Here is an 18,213-nt window from a genome sequence, read left to right as displayed (position 1 = left end):
TTGTTTTTTTAATTGACTTGTTTGATCTGGAAACCCAGCTCCTGCAGCACTTCACGTTTCGCCACCGGTGCTACCACCGATTTCACCGGAGTTTGCTGACGTAAATAGACATCGGCCACACGTTTCAGATCATCTAAAGTAACCGCCAGTAAACGCTCACGCAGTTTGGTTCTAAAGGCCGGGGTGCGCGCATGCAATAAGGCATAACATGCGGTAATTGCTTCACCGGCTGGAGAGCCTGGTTTATCCATGCTGGCAATCAGCCCCAAAATAGCTTCTTCCAGCTGATGCGGTAACTGCTCGGCATTCAGCAACCAGTCCACACTGGCATCAAAATCTTTGAAGGTTTCAGCCAGACGCGGATCACGATAACTATAGAAACGGAACGAGCAGGCATTACCATCATAGCTGGCACCGCCACCATAGGCGCCGCCTTTTTCACGGATGGCACTGTGCAGGAAGCCATTGCGTAAATACGCCGCCAAGACCATCAGTGGTGCCGCATCTGGATGCGATACTTCCACCGCAGGATACGCTGCTGCACAGAACTGCACATTGGCCTGAATCAGCCAGGCTTCATCTGCATTGTTATTTTCAACAGGCACTTGAGTTAAAGCTGCCTCGTGCGGTTCAATTGCCAGCTTGTCCCACACGGTTTGAATTTCTTCAATCAGACGGTCTGATTGTGGCTCTTCACAGACCAGCAGGAACTGTTTTGGCGCTTGCAGCAACATACTGTGAATCAGCTTAAGCTCATCCATCAGCGCATCAAAAGCAGCATCATCCTGTTCAATTTTGCTGACCAGCTCGCTTAACCAGTTCAATGCACCCAGACCAGTATTGTGATAGTCACGCAGCGCTAAAGCACTGTGGTTACGTGAAGCGGCCTGCATGGCATAGCTATGTCCTGCACCCGATACCCGGGACTGCCAGCGCGTTTTACGTTGCTGTAATAGCTCGATAATCCGGTCTTTTTCATCAAAACGCAGTTGCTCAAAGGCAATTTTTAGCAGGCGGATGGCATCAAAATTATTCACCAGTGATTTGGTGGTTAAGGTCAGCCAGGCACTAATCCGGTTTTTGTCATCGACCTTAGAGCGTAAGGATGCCCCCATACCCAGACCGCCACTCACTGCAGTTTGCAGCTGTTGCAGTTCCAGATAATCATATTCACCGGCACCGACTTCACCCATTAAAATCGACAGCAGATTAAAATAAGGCGATTTCACGATCTCATCGGGAATACGCACCAAGACCTGCTGGTAATAAATACCGTTGGTACCGGCATGATACAGGTTTAATGGTGTATCAATGCGGTTGCAGATAATCTCACGTAGCTGCCCCTGTACAATTTGCAATTCTGCCGGCACATCTTCGAGGCCGACTTTTGGCAGCAGGTTTAAATCATCCGTGGTATCCTGACGCACTTTTAGCGCTTCGGTCTGGGCGATAATTTCTGCTTTTTGTGCTTCGGTCAGCTGCGCACCAATTTCAGCCAGACGGGCTTTTTCAGCTTCGGCATCTTTGGCTGATTTGCTGGCATCTGGGACCAGGGTCATTTGGACGCGATGCGGATTATCAATCAAGTGCTGCTGAATCAACTGAGACAGCCACATTGGATCTTTCAGTTCTTCTTTAACCTGTTCAATGGCACTGTCAACATCCCAGACATGCACCGGATCACTATGGTGAATCGCGCTGCTCAAGCCGTTTAGAATCAGGCTTAAACCGTATGGCATACCATCGCCGTTAATTTCACGCTGATGCAGCTCGATCTGGTGTAAAATGGCATTGACAGTATCGCTGTCGACCGGTTTAGACGCCACTTCTTGCAGTACCTTGAAGACGCCCTCTTTAAAGGTTGCTGCATGCTCAGGATTAGAACCTTGAATGGCACAGAAGAAAGTCATTTCAAAGTTGGAATCATCCACGCCCATAAATGGCCCGGTTGATTGCGCATAACCACAGGTTTCTAAATAATGACGCAGTGGTGAAGCCGAGTTTTCCAGTAACACACCTTCGACCAGACGCATGCCCAAACGCAGTTTAATATCACTGGCTTCTGGCAATAACCAGCTTAGAACATGGTAAGTTTTGTCTTTTAAATCTTCAGCATCGACCGCATAGCTTTCAGTTACGGTCACTGGCGCAGCCAAACGGCGCTCAGGTTTTGAATACAGGGTTTCGCCCTGTTCAAACTTGGCTAAAGCCAAGCTCTGGAACTGTTCTTGCAAGTCATACGCTGACTGATTACCAAAAGTCATAAATACCGCATTACTTGGGTGATAATGGGATTTATAGAAATCCACTAACTCTTGGTAAGTTAAGTCTGGAATATCTTTCGGGTCACCACCGGAATTGTAATGGTAGGTGGTTTCCGGGAACAAATGATGTGCCAACTGGTGATACAGCTGATCTGAAGGCGAACTCATCGCGCCTTTCATTTCATTAAAGACCACGCCTTTATATACCGGCTCACCATTTTCCAGCTCGATACGAATCCCTTCCTGGGCAAAATCCAGTGGATTCAGGTTGGCTGCAAAGGCTGCATCCAGATACACCTCCAGCAGGTTCTGGAAATCTTTCTGGTTTTGGGTGGCAAATGGATACGCTGTCCAGTCAGCTGCAGTAAAGGCGTTCATAAAGGTGTTTAATGAACGGCGAATCATCAGGAAAAACGGGTCACGTACCGGGAATTTTTCAGAGCCACACAGTGCAGTATGTTCCAGAATATGCGCTTCGCCCTTGGAATCCATGGGCTGGGTACGAAATGCCACCAGAAATACATTTTCATCATGATTGGTGGCCAAATGATAATGCACCGCACCGGTAACCCGATGCTTATATTCAGACACTAAAATGTCTAAGGCTTCAACATGGTGTTGACGTACCAACTGAAACGCAGGATGAACGGTTTGAGAAATGGTTTCAGTGACATCTACAGTCATGCGATCTCCTAATCATCAAAATAAAAAAACTAAAGCCATTATAGCTTTAGTTCTTGATATAATTCACGCTTAAATCCCGACTAAAATTATAGAAATTTGCAACCCTGGCAATTTTCAAACCCCAGTCCGAAGCTCATGCTGCCGTTTAAACCAAATATTTAAAATAATTATAATTGGGATGGTTTTCGACATAGACATAATTCTGCTTCTGGTAAAAATGCGCCGCAGATTTGGTTTCGGTATCCAGACATAGGGCCGAAAAATGAGGACGTGCCTTTTTCTCTAAGTATTGCAATAACAGCTTGCCCACGCCATGTTTACGATATTCAGGCAATACATAGAAACGGCGCACCCGGCCAATTCCCTGTTCCACTTCCTGATCATTCCACTGCTGGTTCAGGCCACCACAGGCAATCAGCTTGTCCTGATCATAAGCAAAAAGTAAAAACTCCCCAGGCTGATCGAAACGATTCTTGGCACTCTGATACTCATCAATTAAACGCTGTACAAAAGCAAAACCCTCTTTTGATGCCTGTTTCTCAAGCTCTACAATTTGCTCTGGTAATCCTTGCGCTTCTTTTATCTCGATATTCATTTCACTATCCTGATCTGCTTTACTAACTTTCCTCAATGAATAAAACCGTCTAAAAAATGAATTTTATTCACAAATCTACAGCAATCCTGAGCATTGGTGTAAACTTAGCATTTATTTTTTGATGTGATTGAACGACATGGCAACTGTTGACCTCTTTGCAATTGGTAATGCACTCATTGACCAGGAATTTCAAGTCTCTGATGACTTCCTTACTCAACAAAATTTGCAAAAAGGCACCATGCAGCTGACCGATGGCGAAACCCAAGCAAATTTATACAACAACTTACAGCAAACGCAAAGCTATAAAGGTCAAGCTTCAGGCGGTTCGGCTGCAAATACAACAGTTGCCTTTAGCGCATTGGGCGGTTCTGCCTTTTATGCCTGCCGCGTGGGCAATGATGACTTGGGTGAAATTTACCTAAATGGCCTGAATGATGCGGGCATTCGCACCACCGCAAAATCGGTCAGTGAAGGCGTAACCGGAACCTGTATGGTATTAGTCAGCCCGGATTCTGAGCGCACCATGCATACCTATTTGGGTATTACTGCAGAACTCACCGATGCACAAATTGATTTTGAACCCTTAAAAACCGCGAAATGGCTGTATATCGAAGGTTATTTATCGACTTCGGACAGCGCACGTCAGGCGGTAAAACAGGCGCGCGAAATTGCCAAAGCTCACCAGACCCAAATTGCCTTAACCTTATCTGACCCGGCAATGGTGCAATATGCGCGTCAAGGTTTAGATGAATTACTCGATGATGGTGTGGACCTGCTGTTCTGTAACCAGCAGGAGGCCATGATGTATACCGGCACCGAAACGGCAGAAGCCGCTTTGGAACAGCTGAAGCAAAAAAGCAAATACGTTGTCATTACAATGAGCGCACAAGGCGCAATGATTTTTGATGGTCAACATACCTTTAGCGTTGCAGGCCGTCAGGTGCATGCCATTGATGCCAATGGTGCGGGTGATGCCTTTGCCGGTGCATTCCTGTATGCCTTGAATGCCAACCTTGGCTTTAAAGCCGCTGCCGAGCTGGCCATTTTAATTTCCAGTGAAGTGGTATCACAATTTGGCCCACGTCTAGAGGTTGAACAGTACGCAACCCTTCTTCAGAGCTATAACAAGGAATGTGCCTAATGCATAAAATCTGCATGACCGAAGATATCCCTGAACGCGAAGCACGCTCGTTCGAGCTTCCAGATGGCGATACCATTTTTATTACCCAGCGCGATGGCATGTTCTATGCCTATCAGAACCTGTGCCCGCATTTGCAGGTTGAGCTTGAATTTCTGGAAAACCAGTTTTTAGACCTGGATCAGGAATTTATTGAATGTTCGACCCACGGTGCGCTGTTTGTGGTTGAAACCGGGGAATGTATTTCTGGCCCATGCCAAGGTCAAGCACTTGAAAAAGTAGAGATTACCGTGCATTCTGATGGCGGAATTTACTTAACAGAATAATTTTAAGCCCCATCTGCAGGTTACGCCATGCTTGAGTTTGTATTAGACATCGACTTAATTCCTTTTCATTTAAGTCTGATTGCACTTGTCTTGCTCAGCCTGGCGGAAATTGTGGGGCATTATTTTAATCTCAAGCCCAGCGCGATATTCAAGCAACTGTTTCCGCAGCGGCTGCTAGACTCTCCCTTACTCAATGTCAAATTTTCCAAACTGCTAATTTTCGTGTTTCTGCTCCTGAATTTTAGTGTTGCAGGCTATTTCCTGCAGTTTGCGCTCTATTCGCAGCAGCAAAGTTTTGTTCCATCGTACTATCTGATTTTACCGGCGCTTATCATTGCCCTGTTTTTTACCGTGTTTATGATTCACTGTCTGGATCAGGTGATTAAACCGCAAAAAACCATTCAGCATGTCAATTTGCTGGGCCGACTGGCCACCATTTCCAGTGGCAATGCCCGTCCCGGTTTTTCGGCTCAGGCTCGGGTTCGGGATGAATACGGCCAGCTGCATTACGTGCAGGTCGAACCGGAATTTGGTGAATTGGAATTTCAGGCACAAGTCATTTTAATCCGGCAAAAAAAATCCTATTACATTGCCAAGAAAATTTCCGCTTCGAACAATCTGTTCTATGGTGAAACTAGCAGCTGATTTAAGCTCGCTCATCTTTCAGCCACGAGTCAGATACACATCCTTACTTTGTCCAAGGTAAAGCTACAACGCCATATATCTCGCAGCTTTCCTTTCTTCCTTGCCGTGTACGTTCGTTCTTTCCGTTTAAGCTGCTCGATTCACTTTCTCTTGGCCTCAAGATCAGCTGTTCTGTGCATTGTGACTATCTCTATGGTTGTTCGCTGTAGTTATTCACTCTGCCCTCCACGTTGAAGACTAAAAAATTTTCCGTGTTGCTGCTTACTGCACTTTTATCGTACTTCATTGTGCATATTTGCTACAAATTGCTTCATTTTGGTGCTTGACTGTTTTCTGTGCAAATGCTTACACCTCAAGCCTTACAGCCATTTTTTAACACCCGATTATTGAATAAAAGTTAAAAATTAAAAGCTGGAATTTTTAATAAAATCGTCAAAATTTTTAAATATAACTATTTTAGTCAGAATTAAATTTTAATTCACAACATTTTAGTCAGAATAATCATTATTATAAATACAAGCGTTTTAGTCAGGTTTTTAACCGGAATACTTTTGATTAAAAATTAAAAAAAAGTTTTTATAAGTGCTTGTATTTTATAATATAAACAATATATTTTTATTTTAACTGTGCAGGCTATTTATTTTTTGTATTATTTTGTTTAATAATATAAGACACAGTTTAAAAAACAGGCTTGTTTCTATGAGCTTAGTCCCGAAAGATTTGAACCGTCGCGTAACCCGAGAAATAGCAGCCATTTTAATAATTAAGGTTGTTATTTTAATGGCGATTAAAAATATCTGGTTCGATGCCCCTACCATTCCTGAAAATTTTGACTCTCAAGTTGCTGAGCGTATTGCCAGCAATCCTTCCCAAATCAAGGAGACACGTTGATGATTTCTGAAAGCGTGGTCGATCTCTCGCGGTTCCAGTTCGCAATGACCGCGATGTATCATTTTATTTTTGTTCCACTGACACTTGGTCTTGCTTTTATTCTGGCCATTATGGAAACCACCTATGTGATTTCCGGCAAAGAAATTTATAAGGACATGACCAAATTCTGGGGAAAACTGTTCGGTATTAACTTTGCTTTAGGGGTAACTACCGGCCTGACCATGGAGTTCCAGTTCGGTACAAACTGGGCGTATTACTCGCACTACGTGGGTGATATTTTTGGTGCTCCGCTGGCCATTGAAGGCTTGATGGCTTTCTTCCTTGAATCGACATTTATTGGTCTGTTCTTCTTCGGCTGGGATCGTCTGTCCAAGGTACAGCACTTGTGTGTAACCTGGCTGGTGGCCTTGGGCTCAAACATGTCGGCACTGTGGATTCTGGTGGCTAACGGCTGGATGCAAAACCCCGTCGGCTCTGCGTTTAACTATGAAACCATGCGTATGGAAATGATTGATTTCGGTGCGCTAATTTTCAACCCGGTGGCACAGGTTAAATTCGTCCATACCGTTTCTGCCGGTTATGTTACAGGTGCGATTTTCGTTCTGGCGATTTCGAGCTACTACCTGCTGAAAAAACGTGACTTGCCATTTGCGCGTCGTTCTTTCGCGATTGCGGCTATCTTCGGTCTGGCATCTACCCTGTCTGTAATCTTACTGGGTGATGAATCTGGTTATGAACTGGGCGATGTCCAAAAAACCAAACTGGCTGCAATTGAAGCGGAATGGGAAACTCACCCGGCACCGGCTGCATTTACTCTGTTTGGTATTCCAAATCAGGAAACCCAGACCACCGATTATGCGATTAAAATTCCGTATGTGATGGGTCTAATTGCAACACGTTCAACCACTGAAGAAGTGACCGGGATCAAAGACCTGATTGCCCAGCATGAAGTGCGTATCCGAAACGGTATGGTGGCTTATCAGCAACTTGAACAACTGCGTGCAGGTGACACCTCACCAGAACTCAAAGCGGCATTTGATGAATCTCAAAAAGACCTGGGTTATGGCCTGTTACTGAAAAAATATACACCAAATGTGGTAGATGCGACTGATGAGCAAATCAAACTTGCTGCAGCAGACACTATTCCGCACGTTCCAAGCTTGTTCTGGGCCTTCCGTGCCATGGTGGCTTCTGGCTTCTTAATGCTACTCCTGTTCGTTCTGGCAACACTGGCTGTAGCAAAACGTAATGCAGAAAACAAACCTTGGTTATTAAAATTCGCCCTGATTGCCCTACCACTACCATGGATTGCTGCGCAAACTGGCTGGTATGTGGCTGAAGTAGGTCGTCAACCTTGGACTATTGGTGAAGTTCTACCAACATATCTCTCTGCATCTAGCTTAAGTACTGGCGATGTATGGGGTTCAATCATTGCATTAGCATCGTTCTATACCGTACTGCTGATCATTGAAATGTACCTGATGATTAAATTCTCTCGTCTTGGTCCAAGCTCGTTACATACCGGCAAATACCATTTCGAAAAATTGGAAGCTGCCAAAAAAGCATCTGAGGAGACTCAAGCATGATCGAATATGAATTACTCAAAATCATCTGGTGGGTACTGGTGGGCGTACTGCTCATCGGTTTCGCCCTCACCGATGGTTTCGATATGGGCTCTATGGCGATCATGCCATTCGTTGGAAAAAATGATGAAGAACGTCGTGCGGCAATCAACACGATTGCCCCACACTGGGACGGTAACCAGGTCTGGTTCATTACTGCTGGTGGTGCTCTATTTGCTGCATGGCCAATGGTGTATGCAACTGCCTTCTCGGGCATGTACTGGGCGCTGCTTTTAGTCCTGTTTGCGCTATTCCTGCGTCCGGTCGGCTTTGACTACCGCTCCAAGCTGGAAAACACTAAATGGCGTACTGCCTGGGACTGGGGTCTATGTATCGGTGGTGCAGTACCTGCGCTGGTATTTGGCGTAGCGTTCGGTAACATGTTCTTAGGTGTACCTTTTGAACTGGATGAGACTGTACGATCCAACTACACCGGCAGCTTCTTTGCCCTGCTTAACCCGTTTGCTTTGGTCTGCGGTATCGTGAGTCTGGCCATGCTGTGTGCGCATGGTGGTGCATGGTTAATGTTACGTACCGATGGTGCTTTACGCGAGCGTTCTGCCAAAGCCACCAAAATCAGCGGTATCGTGTTCCTGGTCTGCTTCCTGCTGGCAGGTGCATGGTTATACTTCGGTGGCATCCAAGGTTATACCCTGGTTACACCATATGACACCGGTAGCGCTGCAAACCCGTTAGCCAAAGAAGTGATGACCAATGCCAACCCGGGCTGGATGAACAACTACTCGGCTTACCCGATCACCATGATTGCACCAATTATGGGTATTCTTGGCGGTATCATTGTGATTCTGGCAGCCTCTAAAGGTAAAGCAGGTTTAAGCTTCACTGGTTCTGCACTGGCAGTAACAGGTGCGATTCTGACTGCAGGTTTTGCCCTGTTCCCATTCCTGATGCCATCGAGCATAGATCCTGTATCTAGCTTGACCATGTGGGATGCGGTATCTAGTCAAAATACCTTAACGGTAATGACTGTTGCAGCCTGTATTTTTGTGCCAATCATTTTGCTGTACACCACTTGGTGTTACTACAAGATGTGGGGCGTGATTACCAACAAACACATCAAAGAGAATTCGCATAGCCTGTACTAAGGCTATGCGCTAAAGGAGTAAAGATTATGTGGTATTTTGCTTGGATTCTCGGTATTTTGATGGCCTGTTTTGCAGGTGTACTGAGTGCGCTCTATATCGAGCATCATCAAGACCTGGATGAGGAATAAGTCATGACAGAGGTTGTAATGGAAACTCCAGTAATCGAAAAAAAACCGAATAAACTTGCGATGGTCATTTCTTGCTTATTGGCCTTTCCATTGGCAGCCGTATTATTACTTCATCCAGCTGCCATGTTGGATGCCGATGGCAATTACAGCCACAGTGCCATGATGTACATCATGATTGGCATTTCCGGCGGATTTATCCATGGTGTTGGTTTTGTCCCACGTTTCTGGCTGTGGAAATGGCTGTTTAGTCCATTTGTGGCCTGGCCATTAATGATCTGGGGCTATTACACCTGGTTCTTTTCTTGATGAAACAAGCTCCCTTCGGGGAGCTTTTTAATTTCTGGGAGATCCATTCTGATACAAAATGGGATCAGCACAATTTCATCACAAGATGATTTCCCACATCCTTTAAAAAAGATCAGCCCGATCTCTTTTAAAAATTAAAATCTATTTTTATCCAACCCCCGCTTTTTATTTATATCTGAATTGATGTCTATGTGGATGCTTAATTTAAGGTGGTGATAAAGCAACTAATATTTAGATTCAAGCTCAATCAACTTCTGTATTTATCTCATTGATCGTGGTATTTTCTTAGGAAATTTCAAACGGATACAACCTATCGCCATAAAAGAAGCCGGACATTCAGTCCGGCTTCTTTAATCTGGGATAATTAAGGCTCAATCGGTGCAAATGGCGCCACCACATCGGCATTTTGTGCACGGTGACGTAAGAAATGATCCATCAGCACAATCGCCAGCATCGCTTCCGCAATTGGTGCAGCACGCACACCCACACATGGATCGTGACGGCCTTTGGTCAGTACATCGGTATCTTCACGGTCAATGGTAATGGTTTTACCCGGTGTGGTAATAGACGCCGTTGGTTTAAGCGCAATCGCCACACGAATGGTTTGACCACTGGAAATACCACCCAAAATACCGCCAGCATGATTGGCCAGGAAGCCTTGTGTGGTCAGTTCATCACGGGTTTCATGACCGAACTGTTCCGCCACCGCAAAACCATCGCCAATTTCTACGCCTTTAACCGCGTTAATCGACATCATGGCATGGGCAATATCGGCATCTAAACGGTCAAATACCGGCTCGCCCCAGCCCACAGGTACTTTTTCGGCCAGAATTTCCAGTTTGGCGCCACAGCTGGTGCCTTGTTCACGTAATGAAGTCACCAACGCTTCAAAACGTGGCACAGCATCGGCATCGCCACAGAAAAACGGGTTATTCGGCACTTCATTCCAGTCCAGCTTTTCCGCTTTTTCTGTACCAATTTGGGTCACATGACCACGAATCAGAATCCCGAATTTTTCTGCCAGATATTTTTTGGCAATCGCACCGGCAGCTACACGCATCGCAGTTTCACGGGCACTGGAACGACCACCACCACGATAATCACGGAAACCGTACTTTTGCGTATAAGTATAGTCGGCATGACCCGGACGGAAAGTCTGGGCAATGTTGCCATAATCCTTGGATTTCTGGTCGGTATTGCGAATCAGCAAGCCAATTGGCGTACCGGTGGTTTTACCCTCAAATACCCCAGAAATAATTTCAACCTGATCTGGCTCTTTACGCTGGGTTGCAAATTTGGAAGTCCCCGGCTTACGGCGGTCCAAATCGTGCTGTAAATCGGCTTCTGTCAGTTCCAGGCCCGGCGGTACACCATCAACAATGGCCATCAGGCCTACACCATGCGATTCACCACAAGTCGTGACACGGAAGAGTTGTCCAATACTATTACCTGCCATGTGCAACGACTCCTTTATGAATTAACAGATTGAATGAATAAATCGCGGTATTGACGGCACTGTGCTGCGGTTAGGGCAAAAATGCCTGAACCACCTTTCTGGAATTGTAACCAGTGGAAATCGACGGTATTAAAGTTCTGTTTCATGGCCCATTCAGAGTTACCGACTTCAATCACAATCAGGCCATCTTCGGTTAAATAGTCTGCCGCTTGGGCCAGCATTTTACGCACCAAGTCCAGACCATCCTGACCGGCAGCCAACGCCAGCTCTGGCTCATGACGGAATTCATCTGGCAGATCGGCCATGTCTTCGGCATCGACATACGGTGGATTCGACACAATCAGATCATACTGATTTTCTGCTGGAATTTTAGAGAATAAATCCGATTCAAGCAGCGCCACCTGATACTGCATGTTGTGATGTTCGGTGTTAATGGCCGCAACTTCTAAAGCATCTTTAGAAATATCGGTCGCATCCACTTCCGCATCCGGGAAAGCATAAGCCAATGCAATTGCGATACAGCCTGAACCGGTACACATATCCAGAATACGACGTGGCATTTGCGGATTTGGATTGGCCGGCAAGTTATTATTGGCTTCGCCGATCTGGCCATTTTCATCCAGACAATATGGCGCAAAACGGTTTTCGATAAGTTCAGCAATTGGTGAACGTGGAATCAATACACGCTCATCGACATAAAACGGTTTGCCATAGAAATAGGCCAGATTGAGCAGATAAGAGGTTGGCGTGCGTTCATTAATACGACGCTCCAGCAGACTTAAAAATTCCTGCTTTTCGCTCGGCAGTAATTTGGCATCCAGAATTTCTGCATCGGCATTCCAGTCCAGCGACAGGGTTTGTAATACCAGCGCGGAACTTTCAGCAAAATAATCTTCTGTACCTTGACCTAGATGTGCATCATATTGACGTAATGCTGTTACACCAAAACGGATAAAATCACGAATGGTGACTAATGTTTCAGCGGCTTCCTGCAAATGTTCAGGACTAATAGTCGGTCGATCCACCTAAGGTCTCTCCAGAGTCAATTTTTTAAAACGCCTTATGATACCTTGTTTTGTACGCTTTTATAATGTCTCTGTGCGTAAAAGCCGGATTTCAATCTGATAAATTGATCTCAACTTTCACGACCTTAGTCAGATTTGGAATAAAGCCCTGAAATGCTAAGTACAGGATTAACGGGCAATAAATTTGCTCTGATAATAATTGGCCTGATCAATCACCTGTGCCAGCGTACAACGCGATTGCTGCAATTTGGCAACATCACCGTTCATGCCCCGATAGCATTGCTGCTTTAAACGCTGCTCCCACAGCGCATGTTGCTGGGCAATATTGGCCTGATGTGCCCCACTGGCCCGATAGTGAGACTTATAGCTTTTCTTTAAGCGTTTTTGCTGCTGTTTCAGTTCTTTATTGACACATTTTTGCAAGACCGATGTTTGCCCATAAGCATGATTGCTACATTGAATATACTGTTTTGAATAACTTTCCTGCGCATAGGCCGAACCCGCCAGCAGCGCCCAGGCCATTCCCCCGATGAATGCTAAACGCATCATATTCCCCTTGCTGCCAAACACAGCGATCATCTTTGTTTTAATTTATGTAAAGCATATTACTGAACTTCAAGCAAAAAACCTATAGCGATGAACAGGATAGAATTTCCAGATCTTCACAATTTCCTGCCATTTTGCGATTGAATCTGCAAAAATAGACCTTATATTGACTATGAGACTCCCGTGAACCTGTTGATATGAGTTACAAACACAATAACCTGCTGGCCATGCGTCAAAACTACTGGAATGACAACGATTCACCGCGTGTCTTGCAGGAAAAACAGTTTTTACAGCAGATGCTGGTGGAACGCGGCATTTTTCAGGATGCGACTTTGGATGATGCCAAATATCTGTTCTTTAACCTGCCCAGCATTATTATTGTCAAAGGCTATGCGCATGGTTTTCTGCATGAATCGGTACAAAGCCTGATTTTAAAATACATTGATGAAAACAAGCAGATGCTGCAACAAAAAAGTACCCTCAAGATTAAATTCCGGATGTGAATGAGCGAAATTGCATCTTTATAGATTTTGCTTAGGCTATTTCATAGAGAATGCAAAACTTAACTCGACATTCAGCAACTTGAACTTTTTTAATACGTTAAGACCCGTTAATATTCGTTAAACTATGACCTTTCTGCGAATTGCTGATTGAAGGATTAAATTTACATGTCAGATCAGAACGATAAGCTTAAACAATTGAAAACTTCCTCTATGGATCGACGCTTATCGATCGCGAAGGCATCGTTGCTGGCCGGGACACGTTGGGCCGCCTCCAGCGCCGGTTCAATCTTTTCCAGTGAAGAAGAAAAAGAAAAGAAACGCAAAAAAGCCATGAAAGAACAGGCCGATTATCTGGTCGCAGAAATTGGCAAACTGAAAGGCTCTATCGTTAAAATTGGCCAGATGATGGCGCTTTACGGCGAACATTTCCTGCCTGAAGAAATCACCCAAGCCCTGAATACCCTGAATAACCAGACTGTTGCCCTGGCCTGGCCTGCGATTAAAACCCAGTTACAGGACCAGTTAGGTTCCAAACTTAATGATCTCACCATTGACCATGAGCCTTTAGGTACCGCCTCTTTGGCTCAGGTACACCGCGCCACCCGTAAATCTGATGGTATGGAACTGGTATTAAAAATCCAGTATCCGGGTGTGGCCGATGCCATTGATTCGGATATGAGTCTGTTTAAAAACATGCTGAAACTGACCCGCATGGTGCCGCAAACCCGCGAATTTGATCAGTGGTTTGATGAAGTCCGCGAAATGATGCACCGCGAGGTCAATTATCGGATTGAGGCAGCCACCACACGCCGTTTTGCCGAGCGTTTAAAGCAGGACCCGCGCTATATCGTTCCAACCATTATTGAAGATTACTGTACCGATCAGGTGCTGTGCATGACCTTTGAACGTGGCGTACCAATCAACAGTCCGGTGATGCTGTCTTTACCACAAGAACGTCGTAACCTGCTTGGTGAAGCCTCTTTAGAAGTGGCAGTGCGGGAAATTTTTGAATGGGGCGAAATGCAGACCGACCCAAACTTCGGTAACTATCTAGTACGTCTGGGCAATGGCGCAGATGTACAGGATAAAATTGTGCTGCTGGATTTCGGTGCCATTCGCCAGTTTGATGACAACCTGCTCTCGGTCGCACGTAACCTGATTCAGGCCGGCTATCAGCATGACGCGGAGATGATGGTGAAAGCCATGACCGGTTATGAGTTTTTTGACTCCATTCCGCAAAGTATTAAGCCGGATATGGCCAAAGTCTTTTTACTGGCCACCGAAGCCTTTAGCAGTCCTGAAAACAACCCGGATTTACCAGCCGGTGTGATGGATGATCAGCATCGTTATGACTGGAAAAAAAGCCAGCTGCATAGCCGGGTGATGCAACAGGCCTCTAAATCCATGGCTTCACGTTATTTCAGTGTTCCGCCGAAAGAGTTTATGTTTATTAGCCGTAAATTTATTGGGGCTTATACCTTTATGACCGTGATTGATGCCAAAACCAATGTGCGCGACATGATCAAAAAATTCCAGTAAAGCCACACCCGACCCTAATGCAGCTAATGTCATTCGGGTCAATCCTCTACCTTCCCCGCTCTTTCCAAAAATTAAAAATATAAACAGAAGCAACTATTTAGATTCCTGTTTCATCTTGCAACAACCGTTTATCTTTGACAATTGAGTATGTCAGTTCTGACATGGTTTTTTAAACAGCCGCGTGTCAGCATAAAAATAATCACCCGCATGATGGAACAACAACAATGACCAATATGGTAAACAAGGCCCAAGGATTTGGACTGTCGCTGCTCACTCGGCTTGCCAGCAGCGAGGTTTTAGACCAGCTCAAACTGCGTAAATTTGTAGAAAAATCTTTATATCAGGGTGCCAAAGCCGGCTTTAAAACCTTAAGCGTGACCCAGAAAGCTTTTCAAAAGCACGATGATGTACCCAGACAGCGTTTACCCCATCAGCAAAAATCCCTGTTTGATTTAAGCCTGAGCGAAGAACAGCAAATGACGGTAGATACCATGCAGCAGTTTGCCACAGAGGTGCTTTATCCACTGGCGCATCAGGCGGATCATCTGGAACAGTTTCCCGAAGTGTTATGGCGACACAGTCAGGATTTGGGCCTGAATGATTATGCACTGCCGGAGGCTTTGGGTGGCGTGGCCAGCGAGCAGAATATTGTCACTAATATTCTGATGGCCGAGCATTTGGCCCAGGGGGATTTCAGCCTGACCGCAGGTTTATTGTCGACCTTTGGGGTAATCAATGCCCTGACCCGCTGGGGTTCTGAAAGCATCCAGTCACGTTATCTGACCAGTTTTGCAGAAGATTCGGAACTGCGCGCCAGCTTTGCCGTGCAGGAAGCTACACCGGCTTTTGATCCGCTGCGTTTAAATACACAAGCCACTTTTAGCCAGGGCCAGTACTGGATTCAGGGTGAAAAAACTCTGGTAATGCTGGGTGAAACGGCGGACTTGTATCTGGTAAGTGCTGAATTCAATGGCCAGCCAGAAGTATTTGTGGTGAAACGCGACAGCAGCATTCGTGCACAAAAAAGCCCGGCAATGGGGCTGAAGGCCACAGAAACAGTCACCCTCAGTTTTCAGCATACCCCAGCCGAACGTCTGGGCGATGATGATTTTGACTATAGTGCTTTTATTGATTTGGGTAATTTAGTCTGGTGTGCCATGGCGGTTGGGTGCTGCGAAGCCGTGAAAGCCTATTGTATTGACTATGCCAACCAGCGCACGGCCTTTGGCGAGCCCATCTCACATCGTCAAAGTGTGGCTTTTATGATTGCCGATATGGCGATTGAAATTGATGCGATGCGCATGCTAGTGCTGAATGCTGCCAGTCTGGCCGAAGCTGGACAGGACTTTCATCGGGAAGCCTATCTGGCACGCTTGTTATGTGCAGAAAAATCCATGCAAATTGGCACAAATGGCGTGCAGATTCTGGGCGGTCACGGCTTTACCAAAGAACATCCGGTCGAGCGCTGGTATCGTGATCTGCGCGCGACCGCGATTGTCCAGTCTGGCCTGCATGCCTAAATAACCATAAAAATAAGGAACAGCCCATGAATTTACAGAACCCGAAAAAATTTAAACTGCTGACTGATCAGGCACATGAGGTTGCCCTGAATGTCCTGCGTCCAATTTCACGTAAATATGATAAGGCGGAACATGCCTACCCGAAAGAACTGGATATGCTGGCCTCAGTGGTCGATGGCATGAATGCAGGTGGCGATGGCATGAACGCCGGCGCTGCGGTGAATAAACGTGGCGATACCGCCAGTGGCAATAAAAATGGCGTCAATATGTCCACCGCTTTAAGTATTGTCGAAATGTGTTATGGCGATACCGGCCTGCTGCTGAGTATGCCGCGTCAGGGTCTGGGGAACTCCGCCATTGCTGCGGTGGCCAATGACGAGCAGTTACAGCGTTTTCACGGCACCTGGGCCGCCATGGCCATTACCGAACCCGGCTGCGGCTCCGATTCAGCGGCAATTCGCACCACAGCGGTCGCAGATGGCGATGATTATATCCTGAATGGCGAGAAAATCTTTGTGACCTCGGGTGAACGTGCCGATGCCGTGGTGGTCTGGGCCACGCTGGATAAAAAGCTCGGCCGTGCGGCCATCAAGTCTTTTGTGGTGCCGAAAGGCACGCCCGGCATGACCGTAGAACGACTGGAGCATAAACTCGGGATTAAAGCCTCGGATACTGCAGCCATCAGCTTTGTCGATTGCCGGGTGCCGGCCAGCAACCTGCTTGGCAATGCCGAGATTGATGTCTCCAAAGGCTTTGCCGGGGTGATGGAAACCTTTGACAACACCCGTCCTTTGGTCGCGGCCATGGCCATTGGCTGTGCCAAAGCTTCCCTGGAACGGATCAAGCAGATTTTTAAACACGAGCTGGATGAGCATTATCAGACCGCCTATTTACACAGCTCTCAGATAACCGCGCAGATTTATCGGATGGAAGCCGAATGGGAAGCAGCGCGTTTATTAATGCTTAAAGCTGCCTGGATGGCCGATAACAAGCAACCCAATTCCAAAGAAGCCTCAATTGCCAAAGCCAAAGCTGGCCGTGTAGGGAATGAAATTACCCTGAAATGTGTAGAACTGGCCGCCGCTGTGGGCTATAACGAAGATGAGCTGCTAGAAAAATGGGCTCGCGATTCCAAAATTCTGGATATTTTTGAAGGCACCCAACAAATCCAGCAACTGATTATTGCCCGGCGTGAACTGGGTAAAAGCTCCAGCGAACTTAAATAAGATATTGAACGCAGCATCAAGCGACATTTAAAGTCCAATAGATGTGCCTCAAATCTGCTCAAGAGATGAATATTTAGTGATAAAATTCATCTCTTTATTTTTCACCGCTGCGCTTATGTATTTTTTACGCCCGATTCAAGCCCAAGACAATCCTGCACTGGCCCGTATTATTCGTGAGGTTTCTAAAGAATTTGGACTGGCGCCGGAATCCGGTTTTGCCGTGGCCGATGCTGCGGTCGATGATTTATATGCGGTGTATTCACAGCCACACGCACAGTATTGGGTCGTTACCAATGACCAAGGCAATATTTTCGGTGGTGGCGGTGCTGCGCCTTTGCAGGGTGATCCAAGCCGCCTGGAAATCCAGAAAATGTATTTTCTGCCAGAGATACGTGGCTACGGATTTGCCAAACAGATTCTGGAACACGCTTTTGACTTTGCCCAGCAGGCCGGTTTTCAGTCCTGCTATCTGGAAACCACAGCATCACTGTGGCAGGCGGTAAAATTGTATGAAAAGCTGGGGTTTGTACATTTATCTGCCCCACAAGGCCAGACCGGTCATAGTCATGCCTGTGAAATCTGGATGGAAAGAGCTTTGAATGAAGATGAATCTGGGTAACATCAACCGCCTGCGTACAAAAAAGCCCTACTCACCATAGGGCTGACTAAAACAGTCGAATGGATTTTTCTATA

General features: G+C 46.1%; 18 protein-coding genes. 13 read left to right on the top strand and 5 right to left on the bottom strand.

Annotation, left to right across the window (positions count from 1 at the left end):
* Positions 1–8 precede the first annotated feature (8 nt).
* Positions 9–2,948: an insulinase family protein gene (locus P253_RS03715; RefSeq protein ID WP_016658180.1), complete on the bottom strand. Its 2,940-nt coding sequence runs from the start codon at positions 2,946–2,948 to the stop codon at positions 9–11.
* A gap of 145 nt (positions 2,949–3,093) precedes the next feature.
* A complete protein-coding gene (locus P253_RS03710; protein ID WP_005177673.1) occupies positions 3,094–3,543 on the bottom strand; it encodes a GNAT family N-acetyltransferase in 450 nt (149 codons plus the stop codon).
* Positions 3,544–3,679: 136 nt separating this feature from the next.
* Between P253_RS03710 and P253_RS03705 the strand changes: the two genes are divergently transcribed.
* The 8 genes from P253_RS03705 (at position 3,680) to P253_RS03670 (ending at position 9,705) form a co-directional block, all read left to right on the top strand.
* Positions 3,680–4,684 (top strand): adenosine kinase, encoded by a 1,005-nt coding sequence (locus tag P253_RS03705; protein WP_016658181.1) that lies wholly within the window; start codon positions 3,680–3,682, stop codon positions 4,682–4,684.
* 14 nt (positions 4,685–4,698) lie between these two features.
* On the top strand, positions 4,699–5,007 hold the full coding sequence (locus P253_RS03700) for a Rieske (2Fe-2S) protein (protein WP_171066698.1): 309 nt from the start codon (positions 4,699–4,701) through the stop codon (positions 5,005–5,007).
* Between the two features lie 27 nt (positions 5,008–5,034).
* Positions 5,035–5,652, top strand: coding sequence for an OB-fold-containig protein (locus tag P253_RS03695; RefSeq protein WP_016658183.1), 618 nt, complete (start codon positions 5,035–5,037; stop codon positions 5,650–5,652).
* Between the two features lie 699 nt (positions 5,653–6,351).
* Complete coding sequence (gene cydP, locus P253_RS03690; RefSeq protein WP_005177663.1) at positions 6,352–6,543, top strand: cytochrome oxidase putative small subunit CydP; 192 nt, start codon at positions 6,352–6,354, stop codon at positions 6,541–6,543.
* The gene (locus P253_RS03685; protein ID WP_005177660.1) at positions 6,543–8,129 is read left to right on the top strand and encodes a cytochrome ubiquinol oxidase subunit I; all 1,587 of its coding nucleotides are present in this window, start codon (positions 6,543–6,545) and stop codon (positions 8,127–8,129) included. Before cydP ends, P253_RS03685 begins: the two co-directional genes overlap by 1 nt.
* Positions 8,126–9,271, top strand: coding sequence for a cytochrome d ubiquinol oxidase subunit II (cydB, locus tag P253_RS03680; RefSeq protein WP_005177659.1), 1,146 nt, complete (start codon positions 8,126–8,128; stop codon positions 9,269–9,271). The genes P253_RS03685 and cydB overlap by 4 nt, the downstream gene beginning before the upstream one ends.
* Positions 9,272–9,297: 26 nt before the next feature.
* Positions 9,298–9,399 carry a cytochrome bd-I oxidase subunit CydX gene (gene cydX, locus P253_RS15400; RefSeq protein WP_002120988.1) on the top strand — a complete coding sequence of 34 codons (102 nt, stop codon included), beginning with the start codon at positions 9,298–9,300 and terminating at the stop codon, positions 9,397–9,399.
* 3 nt (positions 9,400–9,402) lie between these two features.
* Positions 9,403–9,705, top strand: a complete 303-nt coding sequence (locus tag P253_RS03670) for a cyd operon YbgE family protein (RefSeq protein WP_005177656.1) — start codon at positions 9,403–9,405, stop codon at positions 9,703–9,705.
* Between the two features lie 364 nt (positions 9,706–10,069).
* Here P253_RS03670 and aroC read toward each other — a convergent pair whose 3' ends face one another.
* From aroC to P253_RS03655, 3 genes are all read right to left on the bottom strand, one after another.
* The gene (aroC, locus tag P253_RS03665; protein WP_016658184.1) at positions 10,070–11,161 is read right to left on the bottom strand and encodes a chorismate synthase; all 1,092 of its coding nucleotides are present in this window, start codon (positions 11,159–11,161) and stop codon (positions 10,070–10,072) included.
* A gap of 14 nt (positions 11,162–11,175) precedes the next feature.
* The gene (prmB, locus tag P253_RS03660; RefSeq protein ID WP_016658185.1) at positions 11,176–12,186 is read right to left on the bottom strand and encodes a 50S ribosomal protein L3 N(5)-glutamine methyltransferase; all 1,011 of its coding nucleotides are present in this window, start codon (positions 12,184–12,186) and stop codon (positions 11,176–11,178) included.
* A gap of 168 nt (positions 12,187–12,354) precedes the next feature.
* On the bottom strand, positions 12,355–12,732 hold the full coding sequence (locus P253_RS03655; protein WP_035363079.1) for a lysozyme inhibitor LprI family protein: 378 nt from the start codon (positions 12,730–12,732) through the stop codon (positions 12,355–12,357).
* Positions 12,733–12,929: 197 nt separating this feature from the next.
* Between P253_RS03655 and P253_RS03650 the strand changes: the two genes are divergently transcribed.
* The 5 genes from P253_RS03650 to P253_RS03630 all read left to right on the top strand — a co-directional run bounded on the left by P253_RS03650 (position 12,930) and on the right by P253_RS03630 (position 18,139).
* Complete coding sequence (locus P253_RS03650) at positions 12,930–13,235, top strand: hypothetical protein (RefSeq protein WP_005177647.1); 306 nt, start codon at positions 12,930–12,932, stop codon at positions 13,233–13,235.
* 165 nt (positions 13,236–13,400) lie between these two features.
* Positions 13,401–14,774 carry an ABC1 kinase family protein gene (locus P253_RS03645; RefSeq protein WP_005177645.1) on the top strand — a complete coding sequence of 458 codons (1,374 nt, stop codon included), beginning with the start codon at positions 13,401–13,403 and terminating at the stop codon, positions 14,772–14,774.
* Positions 14,775–14,998: 224 nt separating this feature from the next.
* Positions 14,999–16,294 (top strand): acyl-CoA dehydrogenase family protein, encoded by a 1,296-nt coding sequence (locus P253_RS03640; protein ID WP_016658187.1) that lies wholly within the window; start codon positions 14,999–15,001, stop codon positions 16,292–16,294.
* A gap of 26 nt (positions 16,295–16,320) precedes the next feature.
* Positions 16,321–17,520, top strand: a complete 1,200-nt coding sequence (locus tag P253_RS03635; RefSeq protein WP_016658188.1) for an acyl-CoA dehydrogenase family protein — start codon at positions 16,321–16,323, stop codon at positions 17,518–17,520.
* Between the two features lie 115 nt (positions 17,521–17,635).
* Entirely contained in the window at positions 17,636–18,139 is a 504-nt protein-coding gene (locus P253_RS03630) for a GNAT family N-acetyltransferase (RefSeq protein WP_016658189.1), read from the top strand.
* The last annotated feature ends 74 nt before the right edge of the window (positions 18,140–18,213 follow it).

It is taken from the genome of Acinetobacter indicus CIP 110367, assembly GCF_000488255.1.
Lineage (GTDB): Bacteria > Pseudomonadota > Gammaproteobacteria > Pseudomonadales > Moraxellaceae > Acinetobacter > Acinetobacter indicus.
The sequence above is the reverse complement of the archived record's forward strand: the minus strand, read 5'-3'. Positions and strand labels throughout refer to the sequence as shown.